Source organism: Mesorhizobium argentiipisi (SeqCode) (genome assembly GCF_037179585.1).
Taxonomy (GTDB): Bacteria; Pseudomonadota; Alphaproteobacteria; order Rhizobiales; family Rhizobiaceae; genus Mesorhizobium; species Mesorhizobium argentiipisi.
The window spans coordinates 72,843-93,882 of the sequence record NZ_JAPYKO010000017.1 but is presented as its reverse complement, the minus strand read 5'-3'; the positions used below and the strand labels follow the sequence as shown (position 1 = coordinate 93,882).

Genomic DNA, 21,040 nt, shown 5'->3' with positions numbered 1-21,040 from the left:
TCGCTTGCGCGCCAGTGGATTTCAAATTCATAATAATCAGAATGATTATGCATTCGGAACATGGATGATGATTGAGGAACTGCGCACTCTCGTCCTCTTCGCCGAAGAAGGCTCGATCCAGAAAGTCGCACAGCGCCTGCCGCTGACGCAGCCGGCGGTCACCAGGCAGCTGCAACGACTGGAGAACTTGCTCGGCACGACGCTGCTCGACCGCCGGCAAAAACCGCCGCGACTGACGTCGGCAGGATGGGAAGTGCTTTTGCGCGCCAGGGACATTCTCACCTCGGTGGAGGCTCTGAAGTCTTTTGCAGCCGAGGCCGAACCGCAAGGCGTGCTGCGCCTTGGCCTGACGCACGGATTGTCCGACGCAAGCGTGGCCGACGCCATCGCCGACGTCGCGGCGGCGTTTCCAAAAGTCTCGCTGCGCCTGCGAACCGCCTGGAGCGCGGAACTCGCCGATCAATTCGAGCGTGGCCAATTCGACATGGCGATCGTTCTGAGAGCCCCCGACTATGAGGGTCCGGGCAGGCTTGGCATCGAGCGTCTCAGCGTCATCGCGCAGGCCGGCGGCACGCAGCGCCGTCTCGAAGCCGGGTCGCCGATGCCCTGGGTGCTCAGTCCCGAACCTTGCGACGCCCGTCAAAGGCTGCTGTCGGTGATGGGGAGCGACGGACGGCGCCGGCTGGTCGTCGCGGCGGAAATTCAGGATCCGGCAATGCAGATGGAATGGGTCCGTCGAGGACACGGCCTCGGCCTGATGCCGTCGCGGTTGGCGGCGCGCGGAATTCCCTATGGCCTCGCGCTTGCCGACGCCGGCGATCTCGACCTCTCCATGCAGGTCGTGGCGCTCCGCTCCCCACATCTCAACCGTCTGGCGAAGGTAGCGGACGCCATCGCTCAGGCCGTCGGCAAGGTGATCGCGGTCACCGGCTGACACTGGCTCGCTGACGCGGCCGTTGCCTCCCTCCCTTGCCACTCTGGGCGATTTGTGGTCTTGGAGGCGCCAAAGCGCGATCGGCGCCAGAAAAATCTCATCCGGATCAGTTCATCATGGCCAAGATCAGTGGCAGCGAAATCCGTCCCGGCTATGTCATCGAGCACGATGGCGGTCTGTGGGTGGCGGTCAAGACCAACACCGTCAAGCCGGGCAAGGGCGGCGCCTACAACCAGGTCGAGCTGAAGAACCTGATCAACGGCACCAAGCTCAACGAGCGCTTCCGCTCGGCCGAGACCGTCGAGCAGATCCGGCTCGACCTGAAGGATTTTTCGTTCCTCTACGAGCAGGGCGATGCGCTGGTCTTCATGGACACCGAAAGCTACGAGCAGCTCGAGCTGGCGAAGGACTTTGTCGGCGAGCGCGCCGCTTTCCTGCAGGATGGCATGATGGTGACGGTGCAGCTTTACGAGGAGCGGCCGATCGGCATCTCGCTGCCCGACCAGGTGACGCTGACCATCACCGAAGCCGACCCGGTGGTGCGGGGCCAAACCGCAGCCTCCTCCTACAAGCCGGCGGTGCTGGAAAACGGTATCCGTGTGCTGGTGCCGCCCTTCATCTCGGCCGGCGAGCGCATCATCGTCGACACCAACGAAATCACCTACGTGCGCCGCGCGGATTAACGGCAAAAAGCAGGAAGAAAAAATGGCGCGTTCCGCTCTCCTCAACGTCATGGTCCAAGCCGCGATGAAGGCCGGCCGCTCGCTGTCGCGCGACTTCGGCGAGGTGCAGAACCTGCAGGTCTCGATGAAGGGACCGGGCGACTATGTCAGCCAGGCCGACCGCAAGGCCGAAGAGATCGTCTTCGCCGAGCTTTCGAAGGCGCGGCCGGGCTATGCCTTCCTGATGGAAGAGCGCGGCGCCGTCGAAGGCGACGACGCTCAGCACCGCTGGATCGTCGACCCGCTCGACGGCACCACCAACTTCCTGCACGGCATTCCGCTCTTCTCCGTGTCGATCGCGCTCGAGCGCCAGGGCCAGATCGTCGCCGGCGTCGTCTACAATCCGGCGATGGACGAGCTCTACACGGCCGAGCGCGGCGGCGGCGCCTTCATGAACGATCGCCGGCTGCGCGTTGCGGGACGCTCCAAGCTGACCGACGCTGTGATCGGCTGCGGCGTACCGCATCTCGGCCGCGGCCAGCACGGCAATTTCCTGATCGAGCTGCGCAACGTCATGGCGGAGGTCTCCGGCGTCCGCCGCCTCGGTTCCGTCGCGCTCGACCTTGCCTATGTCGCGGCCGGGCGCATGGACGGTTTCTGGGAAACCGGCCTTTCGTCCTGGGACATCGCCGCCGGCATCCTTCTGGTGCGCGAAGCCGGCGGTTTCGCCTCCGACATGGATGGCGGACAGGACATGCTGGACATTGGCGAGGTCGTCGCCGGCAACGAGTTCATCCAGCGCGCGCTGCTGAAGACCGTGAAGAAACCGTTGGCTGCCCGCTGATTAATGCATGTCGCCAGAAGTGTGCAGCGGTTCTGGGACGACAACATGCATCAAAACAAAGACTTAAAGCGTGTCGCCTGAGTCCGTTCAGCGCGACGCGCTTTAAAGCGTCCTTTGCGCGTCGAAAGGACGCGCGCCTTTAGTCGCAAAACCGCAACCGAAGCTTGAAATACTGGTCCCCGAGCGCCCAGATTAGGCGTTGCAGGATCATTCATGAACGACGCGCGTCCAGATACAAAGCTTGAAATCCCGTTTGTGGGGCGCTGGCACTATTCGCGCGCCGAAATGATCGCCGACGGCATCGTTCACGCGGTGGGCATCGTGCTGGCGATCGCCGCCGGCTCGGCTTTCCTGGCTTTGGCCGCCTTCCACTCCGGCCCGGGCGAATATGTCGCCGCGGTGTTCTATGTGGTGTCGCTGCTCACCGTGCTCTCGGTTTCGCTGGCCTATAATCTGTGGCCGGTGTCTTGGCCGGCGAAATGGATCCTGCGCCGTTTCGATCATGCCGCGATCTATCTGCTTATCGCCGCCACCTACACGCCCTTCCTCGCCCAGCTCGACAACTCGCCGCTGGCGCTGCCCATGATCGTCGTCGTGTGGAGCGCGGCGGCGGCCGGCATCACCATCAAGATGTTCCTGCCCGGCCGCTACGACCGGCTGGCCATCGTCTTTTATCTCGCCATCGGCTGGAGCGGCATCGTGCTCGCCGGACCGCTGGTCCAGACGCTGCCGACGACCTCGGTGGCGCTGCTCGTCGCCGGCGGCATCGTCTATTCCCTGGGCATCATCTTCTTCGCCTGGAAGGGCCTGCGCTTCCACAATGCCGTCTGGCACGGCTTCGTCGTCACCGGCGCCGGCCTTCACCTTGCCGCTATGGTCGACTGCCTCGTCGTCAACCGGTTCTAATGCCTGTGGCGCGGTCCTATCGGGCCATATTGCCAAGCGCCATTCAATTTGGTCACAATTCCGTTTAGAGTCGCGGCAATTCTGCGGCGGTGGCATCGGAAACGGGGCACGGATGGCTTTTCTCAGATCCTTCGGCAGGCGATCGGACGTCCTGGTCTATGATCCGCACAAGCTGTCGAGCCCGCAGGTCTTCCTGCTCACCATGGTGATCTTCCTGATCATCGTCGCTTTCATCGCCGCCATCCTCACCCGCCAGATCTCGACCGCCTTCTCCAGCAATCCGGGCCTCAACGGATTGATCGTCGGCGTGCTGGCGGTCGGCATCCTGCTCGCCTTCGTCCAGGTCGGGCGGCTGTTCCGCGAGGTGCGCTGGGTCAATTCCTTCCGCGCCGGCTCCGAAACCACCGAGCCGGTGCTTTTGGCGCCGATGAAGGCGATGATCGGCCGCTCGTCGACGATCGCGTTTTCGACCTCGTCGATGCGCACGATGCTGGATTCCATCGCCACCCGCCTTGACGAGAGCCGCGACACCTCGCGCTATCTGGTCGGCCTGCTTGTGTTCCTCGGCCTGCTCGGCACCTTCTGGGGCCTGCTCAACACCATCGCTTCGATCCGCGAGACGATCGAGGCGCTGGACCCGGGCACCGGCGATGCCGCCGCCGTGCTCGATGCGCTGAAGCAGGGTTTGTCGGCGCCGCTCGCCGGCATGGGCACCGCGTTTTCGTCCTCGCTGTTCGGCCTTTCGGGCTCCCTGGTGCTCGGCTTCCTCGACCTGCAGGCCGGCCGCGCCCAGACCCGCTTCTACACCGAACTCGAGAACTGGCTGTCCTCGGTGACCGATCTGTCGTCGGACATCGTCGTGTCAGACACGTCGAAAGCCAGCGAATCCTCCGAGGACATCCGGCTCTTGTCGGAGCGGCTGCGCAGCCTGCAGGAGAATGGCGGCGGCTCTAATCCGCGCGTCGCCACCGCCATGGCCAATCTTGCCGACGGCATCTCGGGGCTGGTGAAGAACATGCGCTCCGAGCAGCAGATCATGCGCGACTGGGTCGAGGCCCAGTCCGACGAGCAGAAGGCCATGCGCAACACGCTGGAAAAGATCGCCGACGCGCTGAAGAAGCAAGGGGTCCACTGACGTGGCGCTGGCAAGACGGCGCACCGACCGCCGCATCGACTATTGGCCGGGCTTCGTCGACGCTTTGTCGACGCTGCTGCTGGCGATTATGTTCCTGCTCACCGTCTTCGTGCTGGCGCAGTTCCTGCTCAGCCGCGAGATCTCCGGCAAGGACACGGTGCTGAACCGCCTCAACTCGCAGATCAACGAGCTGACCCAATTGCTGGCGCTGGAGCGCACGAACAGCCAGGACAAGGAAGATACGCTCGCCAATCTCCAGGCATCGCTATCGGCCGCGCAGGCCGAAAAGAGCCGCCTCGAACAATTGCTGGCGCAGGGCGCCGGCGCCGGCGACGCGGCCAACAAACGAGCGGACCAGCTTTCGGGCGAGCTCAGCAACCAGCGCCAGATCAGCCAGCAGGCGCTGAGCCAAGTCGAGATCCTCAACCAGCAGATTGCTGCGCTGCGCAAGCAGATCGGCGCGCTGGAAGACGCGCTCAACGTCTCCGAGCAGCGCGACCGCGACTCCAACACCAAGATCGCCGATCTCGGCCGCCGCCTGAATGTGGCGCTGGCGCAGCGCGTGCAGGAGCTCAACCGCTACCGCTCCGACTTCTTCGGCCGGCTGCGCGAGATCCTCGCCGACCGCGAGAACATCCGTATCGTCGGCGACCGCTTCGTCTTCCAGTCGGAGGTCCTGTTCCCGACCGGCTCCGACGTGATCAACGACGCCGGCAAGGTCGAGATGAAGAAGCTCGCCGATGCCATCATCGAATTGCAGAAGGAAATCCCGCCGGAGATCAGCTGGGTGCTGCGTGTCGACGGCCATACCGACAACAAGCCGCTCTCCGGCACCGGCCGCTATCGCGACAATTGGGAACTGTCGACCGCGCGCGCCACCTCGGTGGTGAAGTTCCTGATCGAGAACGGCGTGCCGGCCAACCGGCTGGTGGCCGCCGGCTTCGGCGAGTTCCAGCCGCTGGATCCTGCCGACACTGACGAGGCGCGCAGCAAGAACCGCCGCATTGAACTGAAGCTCACCGAACGGTGAGCTATTATCACGCCAAGTCACGGGAAGTTGTTTGTCGGCTGAATACTTAGAGTGCCAAGTCCCGTCGACAAGGCCCGAAAACATTATCTTTTTTTAATTACACATCGCAAATCGACGCACCTAATTTGCTGCGCAGGGCCGGGGACCGCCGGCGGTGCCACCCCATCGCGACGCGACGGAACTGGACGGCCCCTGAACGTCGGAAGGTTAGCGGCGCGGCCGCTTTCTTCCTTGGCAGGAGGATGCGCCGCCATGCGCGCTTCAACATCTCTCAAGACTGTAACCCTGGCTGCCGCACTGATTGCGGCCCCACTTGCCGGCGCCTATGCGGCCGGACATCACAGGGGCGGTGCTCTCGATACGCCCGAGCCGACCGACATGACCGGGCCGCGCGTGAGCGGTCTGATCGATCAGGTCCAGGGTGTGGATCAGGGCATCACCGACGCCCGGCAGGCAAACAACATTTCGGCTGCCGAAGCGCGGCAACTGCATATGCGCACCGCGCATATCAGCCAGGCCGCGGAGCGTATCGCCGCTTCCGATCACGGCAGGATCCCGTCCGCGCAATACCATGAGTTGCTGCGCCGCCTCGACAATGTCGACCAGAGGCTGATGGACGACACCGGAAGCGGTTTCATGATGGGCGACGGCTCCGACGGGGGCAATTACCCGAACGGCTGACCTCTTCGAAGGAAACGGAAGGCACCACCTGGCGCCCACGGGACCTGGCCCCGGGGCGCCCTTTTTCGATCACGTCCTGCTTCGATTGGAGCAATTCCAGGAAAAGTGCGAACGGTTTTTCATCCGGAATTGCGTAAAAACAAAGAGATGGAGCGGTTCGGCGTTTTCATGAAACGGTGAAACGCTCTATAGGCCGAGCCAAAGCACGATGATGGCGAGCACCGCCGGCGCTGTCTGGATGAACAGTATCTTGCGGCCGACGGTCGCCGCGCCGTAGAGGCCGGCGATGGCGACGCAGAGCAGGAAGAACATCTTGATCTGAAACCCGCCGGCGCCGAGATAGAGACCCCAGATCAGGCCCGCTGCGAGAAAGCCGTTATAGGGGCCCTGGTTGGCGGCGAGCACCTTCGAGGCGCTGGCGAATTCCGGCGTCAGTCCGAACGCCTTGCGGCCGCGCGGCGTGTCCCAAAGCACCATCTTCAGATAGACGATATAGCAATGAACCAGCGCCACCAGCCCGACCAGGATATTGGCGATCATTGTCCCCTCCGCTCGTTCGGACAAGCATTGACTACACGTCGACGCTGCCGCGCAAGATAGGCTGGCCGTGGCCTTGCCGACCAGGGTTGCCAAGCTTCGCGCCTTGGTATCTTTTCGCGCCAGCCCATTTACAGCCGGAACCCATCATGTCCTTCCAGAAACTCGACCAACTCGGCCACAAGCTCGAAGCGCTGGAGCATGCTTTGGCCATCCTCGGCGCCGACGAGGCGACGCATATGGCGGTCGGCGGCGGCGAAAAGCGCGCCGAAGCGATGTCCTTGCTTGCCGGCATGCTGCACGCCCAAGCGACCGCGCCGGAGATCGGCGACTGGATCGCCGCCGCCGAGGCCGAGCCGCTGAACGACGAGCAACAGGCGGCGGTCAGGGAACTGCGTCGCCAATACACCAACCTCACCTGCCTGCCTGTCGAATTCGTCGAGCGCCAGACGGTGGCACGCATGCGCTCCGAGCAGCTCTGGCGCGACCTGCGCGCCAAGAACGACTGGGCCGGCTTCCTGCCGGCGCTGGAAGGCGTCGTGGCCCTGGTGCGCGAAGAGGCGGCGCTGCGCGCAGACGCGCTCGGCCTGGCCCCCTATGACGCGCTGATGGAGCAGTACGATCCCGGCAACCGCGCCGCCGACATCACGCAGGTGTTTGCCGAGCTGAAGGCCTTTCTCAAGGATTTCCTGCCGCATGCGCTGGCCGTGCAGGATGCACGGCTGGCGAAACACCCGCTGAAGCCGCTCTCTGGCAGTTACGCCATTGACCGGCAGCGCGAGCTTGGCCTTGCCATGATGGCGGCCGTCGGCTTCGACCTCACCCATGGCTCACTCTCAGTGTCGCACCATCCCTTCTGCGGCGGCGTGCCGAGCGATGTGCGCATCACCACCCGCTACAAGACCTCCGACTTCCTGTCGGCGTTGATGGGCGTGCTGCACGAGACCGGCCACGCCCTGTACGAGCAGAACCTGCCGAAAGCCTGGTCGCATTGGCCGCTCGGCAAGGCGCGCGGCATGGCCGTGCATGAGAGCCAGAGCCTGTTCGTCGAAAAGCAGATCGGCCGCAACCCGGCCTTCTGGCGGTGGGCGCTGCCGGTGGTTGAAAAACATCTCGGCGAAGCCTGGTCGATCGACGACATCCTGCCGCACGTCCACCATGTCGAACGCGGCCTGATCCGCGTCGACGCCGACGAGGTCACCTATCCGCTGCACGTCATCCTGCGCTACGAGCTCGAACAGGAGCTCGTGTCCGGCCGGCTGGAGGTCGCCGACCTGCCGGAAGCATGGGATGCCAAGACGCGCGACTATCTCGGCCTCTCGACCATTGACAACCCGGCCGACGGCCCGATGCAGGATGTGCACTGGCCAGGCGCCGCCTTCGGCTATTTCCCCTCCTACACGCTGGGCGCCATGATGGCCGCGCAGCAATGGGCGGCTTTGATCAAGGCGCACCCGTCCGCCGACGAGGACCTCGCCAAGGGCGATTTCAGCGCCATCAACGAGTGGCGTCGCGCAAAGATCTGGTCGCAGGGCTCGCGTTGGTCGACGCCGGACCTGCTCGAGCGCGCCACCGGAGAGAAGCTCAACGCCGCTTATTTCACCGAGCATCTACGCAAGCGCTACGGGAACTGACCCGCGGCAGGTCGAAACCAGCTGGGTGGGGCGTGCCTACTCGGCCGCGCCCTTGAAGGCGCTGGCTCCCGTCTCGAACTGCAGCTTGGCGAGCCGCGTGTAGATGCCGCCCTTGGCGACCAGGCTCTGATGCGTGCCTTCCTCGACGATGCGCCCGCCGTCCATGACCAGGATGCGGTCCGCCTTGAGCACTGTCGCCAGCCGGTGCGCGATGACGATGGTGGTGCGGCCGCGCATCAGCCGCTCCAGCGCCCTTTGCACCAGCGTCTCGCTCTCGGCGTCGAGCGCCGAGGTCGCTTCGTCGAGCAGAAGGATCGGCGCGTCGCGCAGAATGGCGCGGGCGATCGCTATGCGCTGGCGTTGGCCGCCGGACAGCGTCACGCCGCGTTCGCCGACCTGGCTGTCATAGCCCTTGTCGAGCCTGGCGATGAATTCGTCGGCAAGGGCTGCCTTGGCCGCGGCCTCGATCTCGGCGTCGCTGGCGCCCTGCCTGCCGAAGCCTATATTGTCGCGGACGCTCGCCGCGAAGATGGTCACGTCCTGTGGCACGATCGCGATCCGTTGACGGACCGCGGCCGGATCAGCCTCGCGCACATTGACGCCGTCGATGACGACGCGCCCGCTCTCTGGATCGTAGAAGCGCAGGATCAGCGAGAAGACGGTGCTTTTTCCCGCGCCCGAGGGCCCGACGATCGCCACCGTCTCGCCGGGCTTCACCTGGAAGCTCAGGCCATGCACCGCGGCGCGGTCCGGCCGCGCCGGATAGGAGAAGGACACGTTGTCGAAGCTGATCGCGCCCTTGGCCGTGGCCGGCAACGGAACGGGGTTGTCAGGCCGCTGGATCGTCGGCGTCTCGGCCAGGATCTCGGTCAGCCGCTCGGCGGCACCCGCTGCCTGCGACAGCTCGCTCCACACCTCCGACAGCGCGCCGAGCGCGCCGGCGGCAAACACCGAATAGAGCAGGAACTGGCCGAGTGTGCCGGGCGACAGCGTGCCGGCAAGCACGTCGCGCGAGCCGAACCACAACACCGCCACCACCGAGGAGAAAATCATGAAGATGGCGAAGAAAGTCAGGAATGAGCGCGCGAACACCGATGCCCGTGCCGCCTCGAAGGCGGCGTCGACGGCCTCCGCAAAACGGCCGGTGACCAGCTTCTCGTTGGTGAAGGCCTGCAGCGTGCGCACCGCGCCGATCTGCTCGCTGGCATAGGCGGTGGCTTCGGCGAGCGTATCCTGCGCTTGCCGGGACTTGCGCCGCACCGAGCGGCCGAAGGCGACCAGCGGCAGCACGATCACCGGGATTGCTGCGATGACCAGGCCGGAGAGTTTTGGGCTGGTGACGACCATCATCGCCACCGCGCCGAGGCCCAGGATCAAGTTGCGCAGCGCGACCGAGGCGGTGGCGCCGACGGCCGACTTCACCTGCGTGGTGTCGGCGGCAAGCCGCGACACGATCTCTCCCGAATGCGCGCGATCGAAGAAGGCGGGCGACAGTGTCGTGACATGGGAGAAAACGTCGCGGCGGATGTCGGCCACGACCCGCTCGCCGAGCGTGATGACGAAATAGTAGCGGCTGGCCGAAGCGGCCGCCAGCAAGGCCGCCATCAGAACCAGCGCCGCGAAATACTCCGCGATGAAGGTGGAGCCCGCGGCCTGGAAACCGTGGTCGATCATGCGCCGCACGGCCATCGGCAAAGCAAGCGTCGTCACCGCCGCCACGATCAGCGAGATGACGGCGCCTATTACCAGCGTCCGGTAGCGGGTAACGTACGGAAAGAGGCTGCGGAGCGGCCGGACCGAGCGTCTGCGCTCGCTTGCGCTGCCACCGATTTCCGCCATGAGCGTTTCCTCTGGCCGCTTGGCGGGACAGCGCTTCAATATGCGCCCGCCGCGACCTTGTGATTCAATTCCGGCTGATGTATAGGCTCGCCGACCGTTTTAGAAGCCGTGGCTTTTCATTAGCTGCGGCTTCGAGTTTTAAAAAGGGGCGCATCGACGCAGGCCTTTAGGCCCGTTGCCAGCGCCGGCAGCTAGGAAACACGACAATGAAGGCCGATATCCATCCCGACTACCACACCATCAAGGTCGTCATGACCGATGGCACCGAATACCTGACCCGTTCGACCTGGGGCAAGGAAGGCGACACGATGAACCTCGACATCGACCCGACCACGCACCCGGCCTGGACCGGCGGCCAGCAGACCCTGCTCGACCGCGGCGGCCGCCTGTCGAAGTTCAAGAAGCGTTTCGAGGGTTTCGGCCTCTAAGCCGGATACATCGGCAGATTTCGAGAAACCCGCCTTCGAGGCGGGTTTTTTGTTGCCCGTTTCGTTCTTCTCCCCGTTCTACGGGGAGGTGCCCCGAAGGGCGGATGAGGGGCAGCGCCGGCGCTTGAAAGTTCAAGGTTCCTCGCCCCACGAAGTGGGGAGAGGTGGCTCGGCGAAGCCGAGACGGAGAGGGGAGCGCCCTACGAAGGCCCCCGCTCCGTCCGCTTCGCGGACACCTCTCCCCCGCCCCTGGCGGGGGCGAGGAACCCAAGCCTTGCGACGCTGCGGAAATCGTTCCTACTCGCCCACCAGCTCCCTCAGCGCCATGCGCTTGTAAGCCGCGACCAGCCTGTCGCCCTCGTCCCGCTCGACGGAGATAGCCAGCCGCACCGCGGCCTCGCCCATCTGCCAGACGAGAAACGCGGCCGTCTCCAATTCGATCGGATCGGCATCGGGGCGAATCCGTTTCAGCGCCGCAGCCAAAAATTCGGCATTGGCCCGGCTGTCGGCCAATTCCAGTTCGCGCAGCGCCTTGTCGGCCTGCGTGCTCGACCAGATGTCGCGCATCACCGGCTCGGCCAGGAACAGCTGGTAGTAGATGTCGACCAGTTCCGAGAACGCCTGCCTAAGGCCGTCCTTGTCGCCGACATCCTTCAATGCCGCCGCGATGCAGGCCTGGCTTTCGGCCGTGTAGCGCTCGGCCAGCGCCCAGACGATCGCCCGCTTGTCCGGGAAGAACTGGTAGAGCGAGCCGATCGACACCCCTGCCCGCTCCGCCACCTCACCCATGCGCATCGCATCGCTGCCCTGCTCGGCAATCAGCGCCGAGGCGGCGGCCAGCATGCGCTCGACCCGCTCGCGGCTGCGCTGCTGGCTCGGCGACCGGCGCGGCGAAGCAATGGCCGCCTGGTCCGGCTTGGCGGCGACTTTATCATCCATGGCTCTCTCCGGGCGATTTTCTGAAAACCGGCTTGACTCGCAAAATACGAGAGTTTATCACGTTTTGCAAATGTGAGGATTAATCACATTTTGCGACCCAGCATCTGGAGCAACTGAGATGATCAAACTTCTTCCCATCCTCACCTTCATCGCCGCGATCGGCTCCGGCGTCGTCGGCGGCGTCTTCTTCGCCTTCTCGAATTTCGTCATGGCAGCACTTGCCCGGCTGCCCGTCCCAAGCGGCATCGCGGCGATGAATTCGATCAACGTCACGGTGATCACGCCGACCTTCATGACCGCGCTGTTCGGCACTGGCCTGATCTGCCTGGTGTTGATTGCCGGTGTTTTCTTCGGCTGGAGCCAGTCCGGCTCCTACTGGCTGCTTGCCGGAGCCGTGATCTATTTCGTCGGCAATCCGATCGTGACCATGGTCTTCAACGTGCCGCTCAACGACGCTTTGGCCGCCGTCGATCCGCAGAGCGCCAACGGCGCCGGCGTGTGGGCGAACCATCTGAGCCAGTGGGTGATGTGGAACCACGTCCGCACCGTCACCGCGATCGTGGCGATGGCCTGCTTCATCATGGCATTGATCTGAGGATGAGCGCGAATGCAAAAGACCTCGCCTCAGGCGGGGTCCGTCTTCCTGTGCGTTTTGCGATCAGCGTGGCCGAGATCCCGCTCCGGGTCGATGACGTCGCGAACCAGCTGCTTGAGCTTTGCAGCGTCCGGAAAACCGCCGTCGCGCTTGCGCTCCCAGATGAGCTGATCGTTGCAGGCAATGGTGAAGATGCCGCCGGTGCCCGGCACCAGGATCACCTCGCCGAGATCGGTGCCGAAGGTCGAAAGCAGCTCCTGCGCCATCCAGCCGGCCGCAGCAGCCACTGGCATTGCGTGCAGTAGGTGATGCGGATGACGGGCAGCGGCTTCTCGCTCATGTCATGTCGCGTGGCCGGTCAGGCCGCGCTGAGCTTGGCCATCGTCTCGTCGTCGACCTCGAAATTGGCGTAGACGCTCTGCACGTCGTCATCGTCTTCGAGCGTGGCGACCAGCTTCATCAGCGACTGCGCCCGCTCTTCGTCGACCGGGACGTTGTTCTGCGGCTGCCAGATCGGCTTGACCGATTCCGCTTCGCCGAGCGCGGCCTCCAGCGACTTCGACACTTCACCGAGATTTTCGAAGGCGCAATAGATCGTGTGACCTTCCTCGTCCGACTCCACATCGTCGGCGCCGGCCTCGATCGCGGCTTCCATCACCTTGTCGGCGCTGCCGGCCGAGGCCGGGTAATAGATTTCGCCGACGCGGTTCCACATGAACGACACCGAGCCGGTTTCGCCGAGCGCCCCGCCGGCCTTGGTGAAGGCGGCGCGCACATTGGAGGCCGAGCGGTTGCGGTTGTCGGTCAACACTTCCACGATCAGCGCCACGCCGCCGGGGCCGTAGCCTTCATAGCGCACGGCCTCGTAATTTTCAGCGTCGCCTGCGGACGCCTTGTTGATGGCGCGCTGGATGTTGTCCTTCGGCATCGACACCGCCTTGGCGTTCTGCACGGCAAGGCGCAGCCTGGGGTTCATCGCCGGGTCCGGCGTGCCGGTCTTGGCGGCGACGGTGATTTCGCGCGCCAGCTTGGAAAACATTTTCGACCGCACCGCGTCCTGGCGGCCCTTGCGGTGCATGATGTTCTTAAACTGCGAATGGCCAGCCATGGCACCCCTGTCGTATTCGGCTAGAGCATCCCGAAGCGAGGTGTCGTCACCGCGTCTTCGGAAATGCTCGAATTCAATCTTTCAGAACGTCCCGGGCATGCCTGCGAAGGCACGCGGCGCTCTTTGTCGGAATGGCCGGCTTATAGATAAATCGGCTCAATTCGTCCAGACGCGCCGTTACTTCGGCGTTGAGCCGGCCCCTCACCCCTCCAGATCGGACTTCAGCCGATCGAGAATGCTGATGGCGTGGCCGGCATACTGGCTGATCCAGCGATCGTGGATCTGCTTGATCGGCAGCGCATTGAGATGGTTCCAGCGTTCGCGCCCCTCACGCTTCGCCACCACCAGATCGGCCTCCTCCAGCACTTTCAGGTGCATCATCACCGTGCATCGGTCCATGTCCGGGAAAGCCTCGCACAGCGCGCCGGTGGTCTGCGGCTGATCCTTCAGGCGATCCAGCAATTCGCGCCGGCGCGGATGCGCCAAGGCCTTGAAAACATGGTCGTCGGAGGTTTGGCTTGACATGTTATTTTTCTATAACATATCGTTTCGAGCAGCAAGGAAGGAGCTGTGGATATGTCCCTTGGTTTCAGGATTTCCGGACGCATCGGCAAACCGGTCGGCGAGGTCTTCGATGCCGTCGTCAACCCGACAAAGCTCAGCGGCTATTTCACCACCATCGGGGGCGCTTCGGCGCCGCTTGTGGCGGGCACCACCGTCACCTGGTGGAAGTCTGTACCGGTCGAAGTCGACGAGGTGACGAAGGACAAGCGCATCGTGCTGCGCTGGGACGCGACAGACGCCGACGGCAAGCCCGCCTACAAGACCCGTATCGAAATGAATTTCGAGCCGCTTGAGGACGGCGGCACTTTCGTCACCATCGCCGAGGAAGGTTGGCGCGAGGGCGAGGCCGGCCTGAAGAAATCCTACCTCAATTGCGAGGGCTGGTCGCAGATGCTGGCCTGCATGAAGGCCTATCTCGAATACGGCATCAATCTGCGCGACGGCTACTACCGCAGCGAGCTGCGCGGCGAGCCGGCCAACGAGACCAACATCTGAGGCCGACATTCAGGTCCCGAGATCTGGCAGGAGAGGAGAGGTCGCCCGATGACGAAAGCAACACCATTCCTGATGTTCGAGGGAAAGGCCGAGGAGGCCATGACCCTCTATTGCGAGACCATTCCCGATAGCCGTGTGCTCGACATCACGCGCTACGGCTCGGGCGAGGACGCGGCGGAAGGAACGCTCAAGCTGGCGCGCGCCTCGATCGGCGGCGTCGAGGTCAGGATCTACAACAGCCCCGTCCACCACGCCTTCACCTTCACGCCGTCCTTTTCCTTCTTTGTCGACTGCTCGTCCGAAGAGGAGCTCGAGCGGATCGTCGGCGTTCTCTCCGGGGGTGGCGGCTTCCTGATGCCGACCGGCAATTACGGCTTCAGCCAGCGTTTCGCCTGGCTCAACGACAGCTTCGGCGTCTCCTGGCAGATCAACCTGCCGTAACGACATCCAACGCAATCAGGGGATCGGCAATGGACACCGAGATTACCGGCGGCATCAACATCGCCATGAAGGTGCCCTCGCACCAATACGAGGCAACGATCGCCCTCTATCGCGATGTTGTAGGACTGAAGCCGTTTACGGCCAAGGCGCCGGCGATCGGTTCGAACTTGGTCCCAATCGCCTCTGGATCGACGAGGCGCCGATGATGAGCCAGGCTGAAATCTGGCTGGAGCTTTTCACGCCGGACTTCAAGAGCGCGGCCTCCCATCTCGCAAAGGCGGGTGTCGTGCGCTGCGACGCAATAGAGCCTTTGGGTGAGGGCTTTCGTGGCGGCTGGATTACCAACCCCGCCAACATCATTCACCTCGTGCGGGAACCAGATGCTTGGTGAAACCCGTTAGGAAAGGAGAGCCAGTATGGAGCTCAGAGAACCTCCCATCGCCGAAACCGCCATGCTGATCCGTCGACCGGTCGCTGAGGTGTTCGAAGCAATCGTCGATCCGGCGGTCACCACGAAATTCTGGTTCACGCATTCCAGCGGTCGCCTGGATGAGGGCAAGCCGGTCGAATGGGAATGGCGCATGTATGGCGTCTCGACCAAGGTCGAGGTGAGCGAGATCGTCCCCAACGAGAAGATCGCCATGCAGTGGAGCGATCCGCCGACCACCGTCGTCTGGACATTCACCGAAATGCCGGATGAAGCGACCTTCCTCGAAATCCGCAATTTCGGCTTCGCCGGTTCCGCCGACGAACAGGTCAAGCAGGCGGTCGAATCCACCGGCGGCTTCTCGCTGGTGCTTGCCGGCGCCAAGGCCTGGCTGGAACAGGGCCTGACGCTCGGCCTGATCGGCGACCGTCACCCGAAGGGTGTTTCGGCTTAGCGGCCCGCCGGCGTGGTGGCGAGCCTCAGTGCCCCTCGCCCGACCTCTGCCTCTTACGCCGCCGCGCCAGCATGTTGAGGCCTTCGACCAGCGCGGAAAAACCCATGGCGGCGTAGATGTAGCCCTTGGGCACGTGATAGCCCATGCCGTCGGCGATCAGCGTCATGCCGATCATCAAAAGGAAGCCAAGCGCCAGCATCACGATAGAGGGGTTCCTGGCGATGAAATTGGCGAGCGGCGTCGCCGCCAGCATCATCACGCTCACCGCCACGATGACCGCGATATACATGATGGCGATCTCGTCGGTCATGCCGACCGCGGTGATGATGGAATCGATCGAGAAGACGAGGTCGAGCAGGAGGATCTGGAAGATCGCGCCGGCAAGGCTCATCTGCAGCGTGCCGCCGACCATCGTGTCCTGATGGTCCTGCGGGTCGACCGTATGATGGATTTCCTTGGTCGCCTTCCAGACCAGGAACAGGCCGCCGGCAATCAGGATCAGGTCGCGCCACGAAAAGCCGTGGCCGAAGGCGGTGAACACCGGCGTCGTCAGCTGCACGATGATCGAGATCGTGGCGAGCAGGATCAGGCGCATGATCAGCGCCGCCGAAATGCCCAGGCGGCGCGCACGGGCGCGCTGCGCTTCCGGCAGCTTGTTGGTCAGGATCGAGATGAAGATCAGATTGTCGATGCCGAGCACGACCTCGAGCACCACCAGCGTCAAAAGTGCGACCCACGCGGTCGGATCGGAAACAAAATGAAAGTGCGGCGCCAGAAATTCGACAAGCTGCATGAAGGTCGTCCCCTCTACGATCTAGAGCAGTTTTCGCGGGTTTCGTCGCCAGTTAGGTATTGACCCCATCTATATCAATGTCACGACCAGAAGGACGGCGCCGTTTCTTCCAGCCGCGGCCCGCGACGAAACGGCGCGATTTTTTCGGCAAGCCCGGTGCGGTCCGAAATATCGACGCCGACGCCGCAGAGCGTCGCGGGCCCTGACGACGCCTCGAAACGGCCCTTCGGCACCTTGGAAAGGAACCGGTTGAGCGGCTCTTCCTTATCCATGCCGAGCGAGGAATCATAATCACCGCACATGCCGGCGTCCGAAATATAGGCGGTGCCGCCATTGAGGATCTGATGGTCGGCGGTCGGCTGGTGCGTGTGCGTGCCGACCACGAGGCTGGCGCGGCCGTCGACAAAATGCGCGAAGCACATCTTCTCCGAGGTCGCCTCGGCGTGGAAATCGATGACCACGGCATCGGCCTGCTCGCCGAGGGGGCAGGCCGCAAGCTCACGCTCGCCGGCCTGGAACGGATCGTCGAGCTCGGGATGCATGAAGACGCGCCCCATGATGTTGGCGACCAGCACGCGCGCGCCATTGCGGGCGATATAGACGCCCGAGCCGCGGCCCGGCGTGCCCTTGGGAAAATTGGAGGGGCGCAGGAAGCGCTCCTCGCGCGGCGCGAAGATCAGCGCGTCGCGCTGGTCCCAGACATGGTTGCCGGTGGTGACGACATCCGCGCCAGCTGCGAGCGTCTCGCGAAAGATCTCCTCGGTGATGCCGAAGCCGCCGGCGGCGTTCTCGCCATTGACGATGACGAAGTCGAGCTTGAAGTCGGAAATCAGCCCCGGCAGCTGTTCCCAGACTGCCGTGCGCCCTGTTTTGCCAACCATGTCGCCGAGGAAGAGAAGTCTCATACGATCCCGAGCCGAAGTCTGCCAAGCTGCATGACTTCCGCGAAGACCATCAGCCTCGCCGAGTATCTATAATTGGGGCGCGAAGCGGCGCAACCCGCTCTCGGTCAGTATTTCCGGAATGATCACGTCATGGTTCTCGTCAGGGACCATTTCGACTTCCTGGCAGTCGAACGCGATGCCGATCAGCCTGGGTGCGATGCCCTTGTCGGCCAGCCTAGCGATCGCCCGATCGTAATAGCCGGCGCCATAGCCGATGCGGTGGCCGCGGGCATCGAAGGCGGCGAGCGGCACCAGCATGAGCGTCGGGTCGAGCACTTCCGCCTCTTCATGCGGCCCGACCGTGCCGAAGCCCATCTCGACCATCGGCGCGCCGCGCACCAGTTCGCGAAAGACGATCGTGGCCTTGTCCAGGATCGCCGGCAGGCAGAGCCTGGCGCCCTTCTCGCGCAGCGCGAACATCAGCGGCCGCACGTCGACTTCCGAGCGCATCGGCCAGAAGCCGGAGACAACCCGGCCGGGTTCGAAGTCGATTTTTTCCTTCGCGGTCTCGGCCATTTCGAGCGCGATCTCGACGCGCCAGAACTCGTCGAGCGCATCACGGCGCGCCAACGCTTCCTTGCGAAGCTGTTTTTTCAGGTCTTTGGAAGAGCTCATGCGCGGACGCTAGAAAAAGTCGGATTTGGATGGCGTTTTAGGAGCGACGCTTTCTAGCGCATGTCTCCCGAAAACGGGAGAGCGACGATCCACACAACCGGTGGAGAGGTCGATCCCGGGTGCCTACAAAGTAGGTGGGCGCCGTGTGAGAAAACCCACGGGTCTTCCCAGGGACAGCTCCCTAAGGATCGATAAGGCCCCGGGGATAAGTTTCTCCTGCCGGGAAGCGCAGACCGCCGACAGCAAATATAGGCCGATCATTAGCCGCGCGCCAGAAGGATAGCTCTCGCGGCCCGGTAAATTTCTTGTCGCGCGCCCCGCGGCGTCGCCACGCCTTGCGCGGGGCGGCCAGCCTCCTTACGGTCCGGCCGCAGGGACAGGAGAAAAGATGCGTTTCGAAGGTACTGCGGCTTACGTCGCCGACAAGGATCTGATGGTCGCGGTCAACGCCGCGATCGCGCTTGAGCGGCCCTTGCTGGTCAAGGGCGAGCCCGGCACCGGCAAGACCGAGCTTGCCCGCCAGGTGGCTTCGGCACTTGGGCTCGATTTCATCGAATGGAACGTCAAGTCGACCACCAAGGCGCAGCAGGGCCTCTACGAATATGACGCCGTCTCGCGGCTGCGCGACAGCCAGCTCGGCGACGAACGCTTCAACGACATCGCCAATTACATCAAGCGCGGCAAGCTGTGGGATGCCTTCGCTGCGCAAAGGAAAGTCGTGCTGTTGATCGACGAGATCGACAAGGCCGACATCGAGTTTCCCAACGACCTCCTGCAGGAGCTCGATCGGATGGAGTTCTTCGTCTACGAGACCGGCGAGACGATCCGCGCCGAGTTTCGGCCGATCGTCATCATCACCTCGAACAATGAGAAGGAACTGCCGGACGCCTTCCTGCGCCGCTGCTTCTTCCACTATATCCGCTTCCCCGACATCGACACGCTGCACCGCATCGTCGAGGTGCATTACCCCGGCATCAAGCAGAATTTGGTGCGGGCGGCACTCACCCAGTTCTACGAGATCCGCGACGTGCCGGGCTTGAAGAAGAAGCCCTCGACCTCCGAAGCGCTCGACTGGATCCGCCTGCTGGTCGCCGACGACATCGCGCCCGAAGACCTGCGCGCGGATCCGAAGAACATGCTGCCGAAACTGCACGGCGCGCTCTTGAAGAATGAGCAGGACGTGCACCTGTTCGAGCGGTTGGCCTTCATGGCCAGACGGCAGCAATAGCAACAGCATTTTCGCCGGCTGTGAACCGTTGCCCGCACGGGGCATCTGCCGCAGCCTCGCACCAAAGCTTGGAGGAAGAAATGTCCGAGATCATCGTCCGCTCGCTCGTGCAGTCCGACCACGCCGACTGGCGGCGCCTGTGGACCGCCTACCTCACCTTTTATGAGACGAAGCTGCCTGAAGAGGTTTACGCGATCACCTGGAAGCGGCTTTTCACGGACGGCGAGTTCGAGCCGAAAGGTTTCATCGCCACGCTCGACGGCAAGGCGGTTGGGCTGACCCACTACCTCTACCATCGCTCCTGCTGGTCGCTGGTCAACAACTGCTATCTGCAGGATCTGTTCGCCGACCCTGAGGTGCGCGGCAAGGGCGTGGGCGCGGCGCTGATCAAGGCCGTGCAGGACGAGGCCGGCAAGATCGGCGTCAAGAATGTCTACTGGATGACACACGAGACCAACGCCACCGCGCGCCGGCTCTACGACAATGTGGCGCGCCGCACGGGCTTCATCGAGTACGATCTGCTATAGAAAGCCGATGTTCATCCCGTTCTTCCTCGAACTGAAGGCCGCGCGGGTTCCTGTTTCGCTCAGGGAATATCTGTCACTGCTGGAGGGTCTCGAGGCCGGGCTCGTCGATTATGACGTCGAGGGTTTCTATTACCTCGCCCGCTCGGCACTGGTGAAGGATGAGCGTCATATCGATCGTTTCGACCAGGTCTTCGCTCATGTCTTCAAGGGTGTCGAGGCGCTCAGTGGCCCGGATGCCGTCGATATCGCCAATATCCCGGAGGAATGGCTGCGCCGGCTGGCGGAAAAGCATCTGAGCGAGGAGGAAAAGAAGCTGGTCGAAGCGCTCGGCGGCTTCGACAAGCTGATGGAGACGTTGAAGCAACGCCTCGAGGAACAAAAGGGGCGCCACCAGGGCGGTTCGAAATGGATCGGCACCGGCGGCACCTCGCCGTTCGGCGCCTATGGCTACAACCCTGAAGGCGTGCGGATCGGCCAGGATGAAAGCCGGCATCGCCGCGCGGTGAAGGTCTGGGACAAGCGCGAGTTCAGGAACTTCGACGACACCGTCGAGCTCGGCACCCGCAACATCAAGGTGGCGCTGAAGCGGCTGCGCCGCTGGGTGCGTGAGGGCGCCGAGGAGGAGTTCGACCTGCCCGGCACCATCCACGCCACCGCCGAGCACGGCTATCTCGACGTCAAGACCCGGCCCGAGCGGCGCAATGCCGTGAAGCTTTTGATGTTCTTCGATGTCGGCGGCTCGATGGACGACCACATCCGCGGCGTCGAGGAATTGTTTTCCGCGGCGCGCGCCGAATTCCGCCAGCTCGAATATTTCTACTTCCACAATTGCCTTTACGAGCGCGTCTGGAAGGACAATCGCCGCCGCCTCGCCGAGACGATTCCGACCTTCGACCTCATCCACAAATACGGACCGGACTACAAGGTGATCGTCGTCGGCGACGCCTCGATGAGCCCTTACGAGATCGCCCATCCGGGCGGCTCGGTCGAGCACTGGAATCCGGAGGCCGGAAGTGTGTGGCTGGCCCGCCTGTTGCAGCAATGGCCGAACGCGATATGGCTCAATCCCGAAGCTGAGAAGAACTGGCATTACACGCACTCGATCCAGTTGATCAGCGACATTTTCGGCGGCCGCATGTTCCCGCTGACATTGGCCGGGCTTGAGGCTGCGACCAGGCAGTTGTCGCGCAAGCATTAGCTCGCTTTCGCTGGAAGCGCCTGTAACAAGGGCCTATGTTTGGGCGAATATCCGTTGCAAGCAACAACGAGCCGCCAAGGCC

24 protein-coding genes, 1 other RNA gene and 2 pseudogenes are annotated in these 21,040 nt (G+C 63.5%); 17 read left to right on the top strand and 10 right to left on the bottom strand.

Features of this window, described 5'->3' with window-relative positions; translation table 11 throughout:
* The first annotated feature begins 67 nt into the window (after positions 1-67).
* The 7 genes from O7A05_RS22500 to O7A05_RS22470 all read left to right on the top strand — a co-directional run bounded on the left by O7A05_RS22500 (position 68) and on the right by O7A05_RS22470 (position 6,192).
* The gene (locus tag O7A05_RS22500; RefSeq protein ID WP_337095143.1) at positions 68-934 is read left to right on the top strand and encodes a LysR family transcriptional regulator; all 867 of its coding nucleotides are present in this window, start codon (positions 68-70) and stop codon (positions 932-934) included.
* Positions 935-1,050: 116 nt separating this feature from the next.
* Positions 1,051-1,617 (top strand): elongation factor P, encoded by a 567-nt coding sequence (efp, locus tag O7A05_RS22495; protein ID WP_337095142.1) that lies wholly within the window; start codon positions 1,051-1,053, stop codon positions 1,615-1,617.
* Between the two features lie 22 nt (positions 1,618-1,639).
* A complete protein-coding gene (locus tag O7A05_RS22490; protein ID WP_337095141.1) occupies positions 1,640-2,440 on the top strand; it encodes an inositol monophosphatase family protein in 801 nt (266 codons plus the stop codon).
* 213 nt (positions 2,441-2,653) lie between these two features.
* Positions 2,654-3,346 (top strand): PAQR family membrane homeostasis protein TrhA, encoded by a 693-nt coding sequence (gene trhA, locus O7A05_RS22485; RefSeq protein WP_337095140.1) that lies wholly within the window; start codon positions 2,654-2,656, stop codon positions 3,344-3,346.
* A 112-nt stretch (positions 3,347-3,458) separates the two neighbouring features.
* A complete protein-coding gene (locus O7A05_RS22480) occupies positions 3,459-4,481 on the top strand; it encodes a MotA/TolQ/ExbB proton channel family protein (protein ID WP_337095139.1) in 1,023 nt (340 codons plus the stop codon).
* Between the two features lies 1 nt (position 4,482).
* The gene (locus O7A05_RS22475) at positions 4,483-5,511 is read left to right on the top strand and encodes a peptidoglycan -binding protein (RefSeq protein WP_337095138.1); all 1,029 of its coding nucleotides are present in this window, start codon (positions 4,483-4,485) and stop codon (positions 5,509-5,511) included.
* 252 nt (positions 5,512-5,763) lie between these two features.
* On the top strand, positions 5,764-6,192 hold the full coding sequence (locus O7A05_RS22470; RefSeq protein WP_337095137.1) for a hypothetical protein: 429 nt from the start codon (positions 5,764-5,766) through the stop codon (positions 6,190-6,192).
* Positions 6,193-6,378: 186 nt separating this feature from the next.
* Here the strand turns inward: O7A05_RS22470 and O7A05_RS22465 are convergent, their stop codons facing one another.
* The gene (locus O7A05_RS22465; protein ID WP_337095136.1) at positions 6,379-6,732 is read right to left on the bottom strand and encodes a DUF1304 domain-containing protein; all 354 of its coding nucleotides are present in this window, start codon (positions 6,730-6,732) and stop codon (positions 6,379-6,381) included.
* 146 nt (positions 6,733-6,878) lie between these two features.
* Here O7A05_RS22465 and O7A05_RS22460 point away from each other — a divergent pair, with 146 nt between their 5' ends.
* Positions 6,879-8,363: a carboxypeptidase M32 gene (locus tag O7A05_RS22460; RefSeq protein WP_337095135.1), complete on the top strand. Its 1,485-nt coding sequence runs from the start codon at positions 6,879-6,881 to the stop codon at positions 8,361-8,363.
* A 36-nt stretch (positions 8,364-8,399) separates the two neighbouring features.
* Here the strand turns inward: O7A05_RS22460 and O7A05_RS22455 are convergent, their stop codons facing one another.
* The gene (locus O7A05_RS22455; protein ID WP_337095134.1) at positions 8,400-10,202 is read right to left on the bottom strand and encodes an ABC transporter transmembrane domain-containing protein; all 1,803 of its coding nucleotides are present in this window, start codon (positions 10,200-10,202) and stop codon (positions 8,400-8,402) included.
* 206 nt (positions 10,203-10,408) lie between these two features.
* Here O7A05_RS22455 and rpmE point away from each other — a divergent pair, with 206 nt between their 5' ends.
* Positions 10,409-10,630: a 50S ribosomal protein L31 gene (gene rpmE / locus O7A05_RS22450; protein ID WP_040974396.1), complete on the top strand. Its 222-nt coding sequence runs from the start codon at positions 10,409-10,411 to the stop codon at positions 10,628-10,630.
* Between the two features lie 297 nt (positions 10,631-10,927).
* On the opposite strand, the gene O7A05_RS22445 is transcribed toward rpmE, so the two are convergent.
* On the bottom strand, positions 10,928-11,569 hold the full coding sequence (locus O7A05_RS22445; RefSeq protein ID WP_337095133.1) for a TetR/AcrR family transcriptional regulator: 642 nt from the start codon (positions 11,567-11,569) through the stop codon (positions 10,928-10,930).
* 118 nt (positions 11,570-11,687) lie between these two features.
* On the opposite strand from O7A05_RS22445, the gene O7A05_RS22440 reads away from it, so the two are divergent.
* A complete protein-coding gene (locus O7A05_RS22440; RefSeq protein ID WP_337095132.1) occupies positions 11,688-12,164 on the top strand; it encodes an anthrone oxygenase family protein in 477 nt (158 codons plus the stop codon).
* A gap of 29 nt (positions 12,165-12,193) precedes the next feature.
* On the opposite strand, the pseudogene O7A05_RS22435 reads toward O7A05_RS22440, so the two are convergent.
* The 3 genes and pseudogenes from O7A05_RS22435 to O7A05_RS22425 all read right to left on the bottom strand — a co-directional run bounded on the left by O7A05_RS22435 (position 12,194) and on the right by O7A05_RS22425 (position 13,797).
* Positions 12,194-12,504, bottom strand: a pseudogene (locus O7A05_RS22435) (Rdx family protein).
* A gap of 18 nt (positions 12,505-12,522) precedes the next feature.
* Positions 12,523-13,272, bottom strand: a complete 750-nt coding sequence (locus tag O7A05_RS22430; RefSeq protein ID WP_140841722.1) for a YebC/PmpR family DNA-binding transcriptional regulator — start codon at positions 13,270-13,272, stop codon at positions 12,523-12,525.
* 201 nt (positions 13,273-13,473) lie between these two features.
* Positions 13,474-13,797, bottom strand: coding sequence for an ArsR/SmtB family transcription factor (locus tag O7A05_RS22425; RefSeq protein WP_337095131.1), 324 nt, complete (start codon positions 13,795-13,797; stop codon positions 13,474-13,476).
* Positions 13,798-13,848: 51 nt separating this feature from the next.
* Here O7A05_RS22425 and O7A05_RS22420 point away from each other — a divergent pair, with 51 nt between their 5' ends.
* The 4 genes and pseudogenes from O7A05_RS22420 (at position 13,849) to O7A05_RS22405 (ending at position 15,653) form a co-directional block, all read left to right on the top strand.
* Positions 13,849-14,331 carry an SRPBCC domain-containing protein gene (locus O7A05_RS22420; RefSeq protein WP_337095130.1) on the top strand — a complete coding sequence of 161 codons (483 nt, stop codon included), beginning with the start codon at positions 13,849-13,851 and terminating at the stop codon, positions 14,329-14,331.
* 48 nt (positions 14,332-14,379) lie between these two features.
* Complete coding sequence (locus O7A05_RS22415) at positions 14,380-14,772, top strand: VOC family protein (protein ID WP_337095129.1); 393 nt, start codon at positions 14,380-14,382, stop codon at positions 14,770-14,772.
* 29 nt (positions 14,773-14,801) lie between these two features.
* Positions 14,802-15,163 (top strand): annotated as a pseudogene (locus O7A05_RS22410) (hypothetical protein).
* Positions 15,164-15,188: 25 nt separating this feature from the next.
* Positions 15,189-15,653, top strand: a complete 465-nt coding sequence (locus O7A05_RS22405) for an SRPBCC family protein (RefSeq protein WP_337095128.1) — start codon at positions 15,189-15,191, stop codon at positions 15,651-15,653.
* 25 nt (positions 15,654-15,678) lie between these two features.
* Here the strand turns inward: O7A05_RS22405 and O7A05_RS22400 are convergent, their stop codons facing one another.
* From O7A05_RS22400 to ssrS, 4 genes are all read right to left on the bottom strand, one after another.
* Positions 15,679-16,446 carry a TerC family protein gene (locus O7A05_RS22400; RefSeq protein WP_224510896.1) on the bottom strand — a complete coding sequence of 256 codons (768 nt, stop codon included), beginning with the start codon at positions 16,444-16,446 and terminating at the stop codon, positions 15,679-15,681.
* Positions 16,447-16,526: 80 nt separating this feature from the next.
* The gene (locus O7A05_RS22395; protein ID WP_337095127.1) at positions 16,527-17,351 is read right to left on the bottom strand and encodes a TIGR00282 family metallophosphoesterase; all 825 of its coding nucleotides are present in this window, start codon (positions 17,349-17,351) and stop codon (positions 16,527-16,529) included.
* Between the two features lie 66 nt (positions 17,352-17,417).
* Positions 17,418-18,005, bottom strand: coding sequence for a 5-formyltetrahydrofolate cyclo-ligase (locus O7A05_RS22390; RefSeq protein ID WP_337095126.1), 588 nt, complete (start codon positions 18,003-18,005; stop codon positions 17,418-17,420).
* 82 nt (positions 18,006-18,087) lie between these two features.
* Positions 18,088-18,243, bottom strand: a non-coding RNA gene (gene ssrS, locus O7A05_RS22385) — 6S RNA.
* 150 nt (positions 18,244-18,393) lie between these two features.
* On the opposite strand from ssrS, the gene O7A05_RS22380 reads away from it, so the two are divergent.
* From O7A05_RS22380 to O7A05_RS22370, 3 genes are all read left to right on the top strand, one after another.
* Positions 18,394-19,233: an AAA family ATPase gene (locus tag O7A05_RS22380; RefSeq protein WP_337095125.1), complete on the top strand. Its 840-nt coding sequence runs from the start codon at positions 18,394-18,396 to the stop codon at positions 19,231-19,233.
* 80 nt (positions 19,234-19,313) lie between these two features.
* The gene (locus O7A05_RS22375; protein ID WP_337095124.1) at positions 19,314-19,760 is read left to right on the top strand and encodes a GNAT family N-acetyltransferase; all 447 of its coding nucleotides are present in this window, start codon (positions 19,314-19,316) and stop codon (positions 19,758-19,760) included.
* Positions 19,761-19,767: 7 nt separating this feature from the next.
* The gene (locus O7A05_RS22370; RefSeq protein WP_337095123.1) at positions 19,768-20,958 is read left to right on the top strand and encodes a vWA domain-containing protein; all 1,191 of its coding nucleotides are present in this window, start codon (positions 19,768-19,770) and stop codon (positions 20,956-20,958) included.
* Positions 20,959-21,040 lie beyond the last annotated feature (82 nt).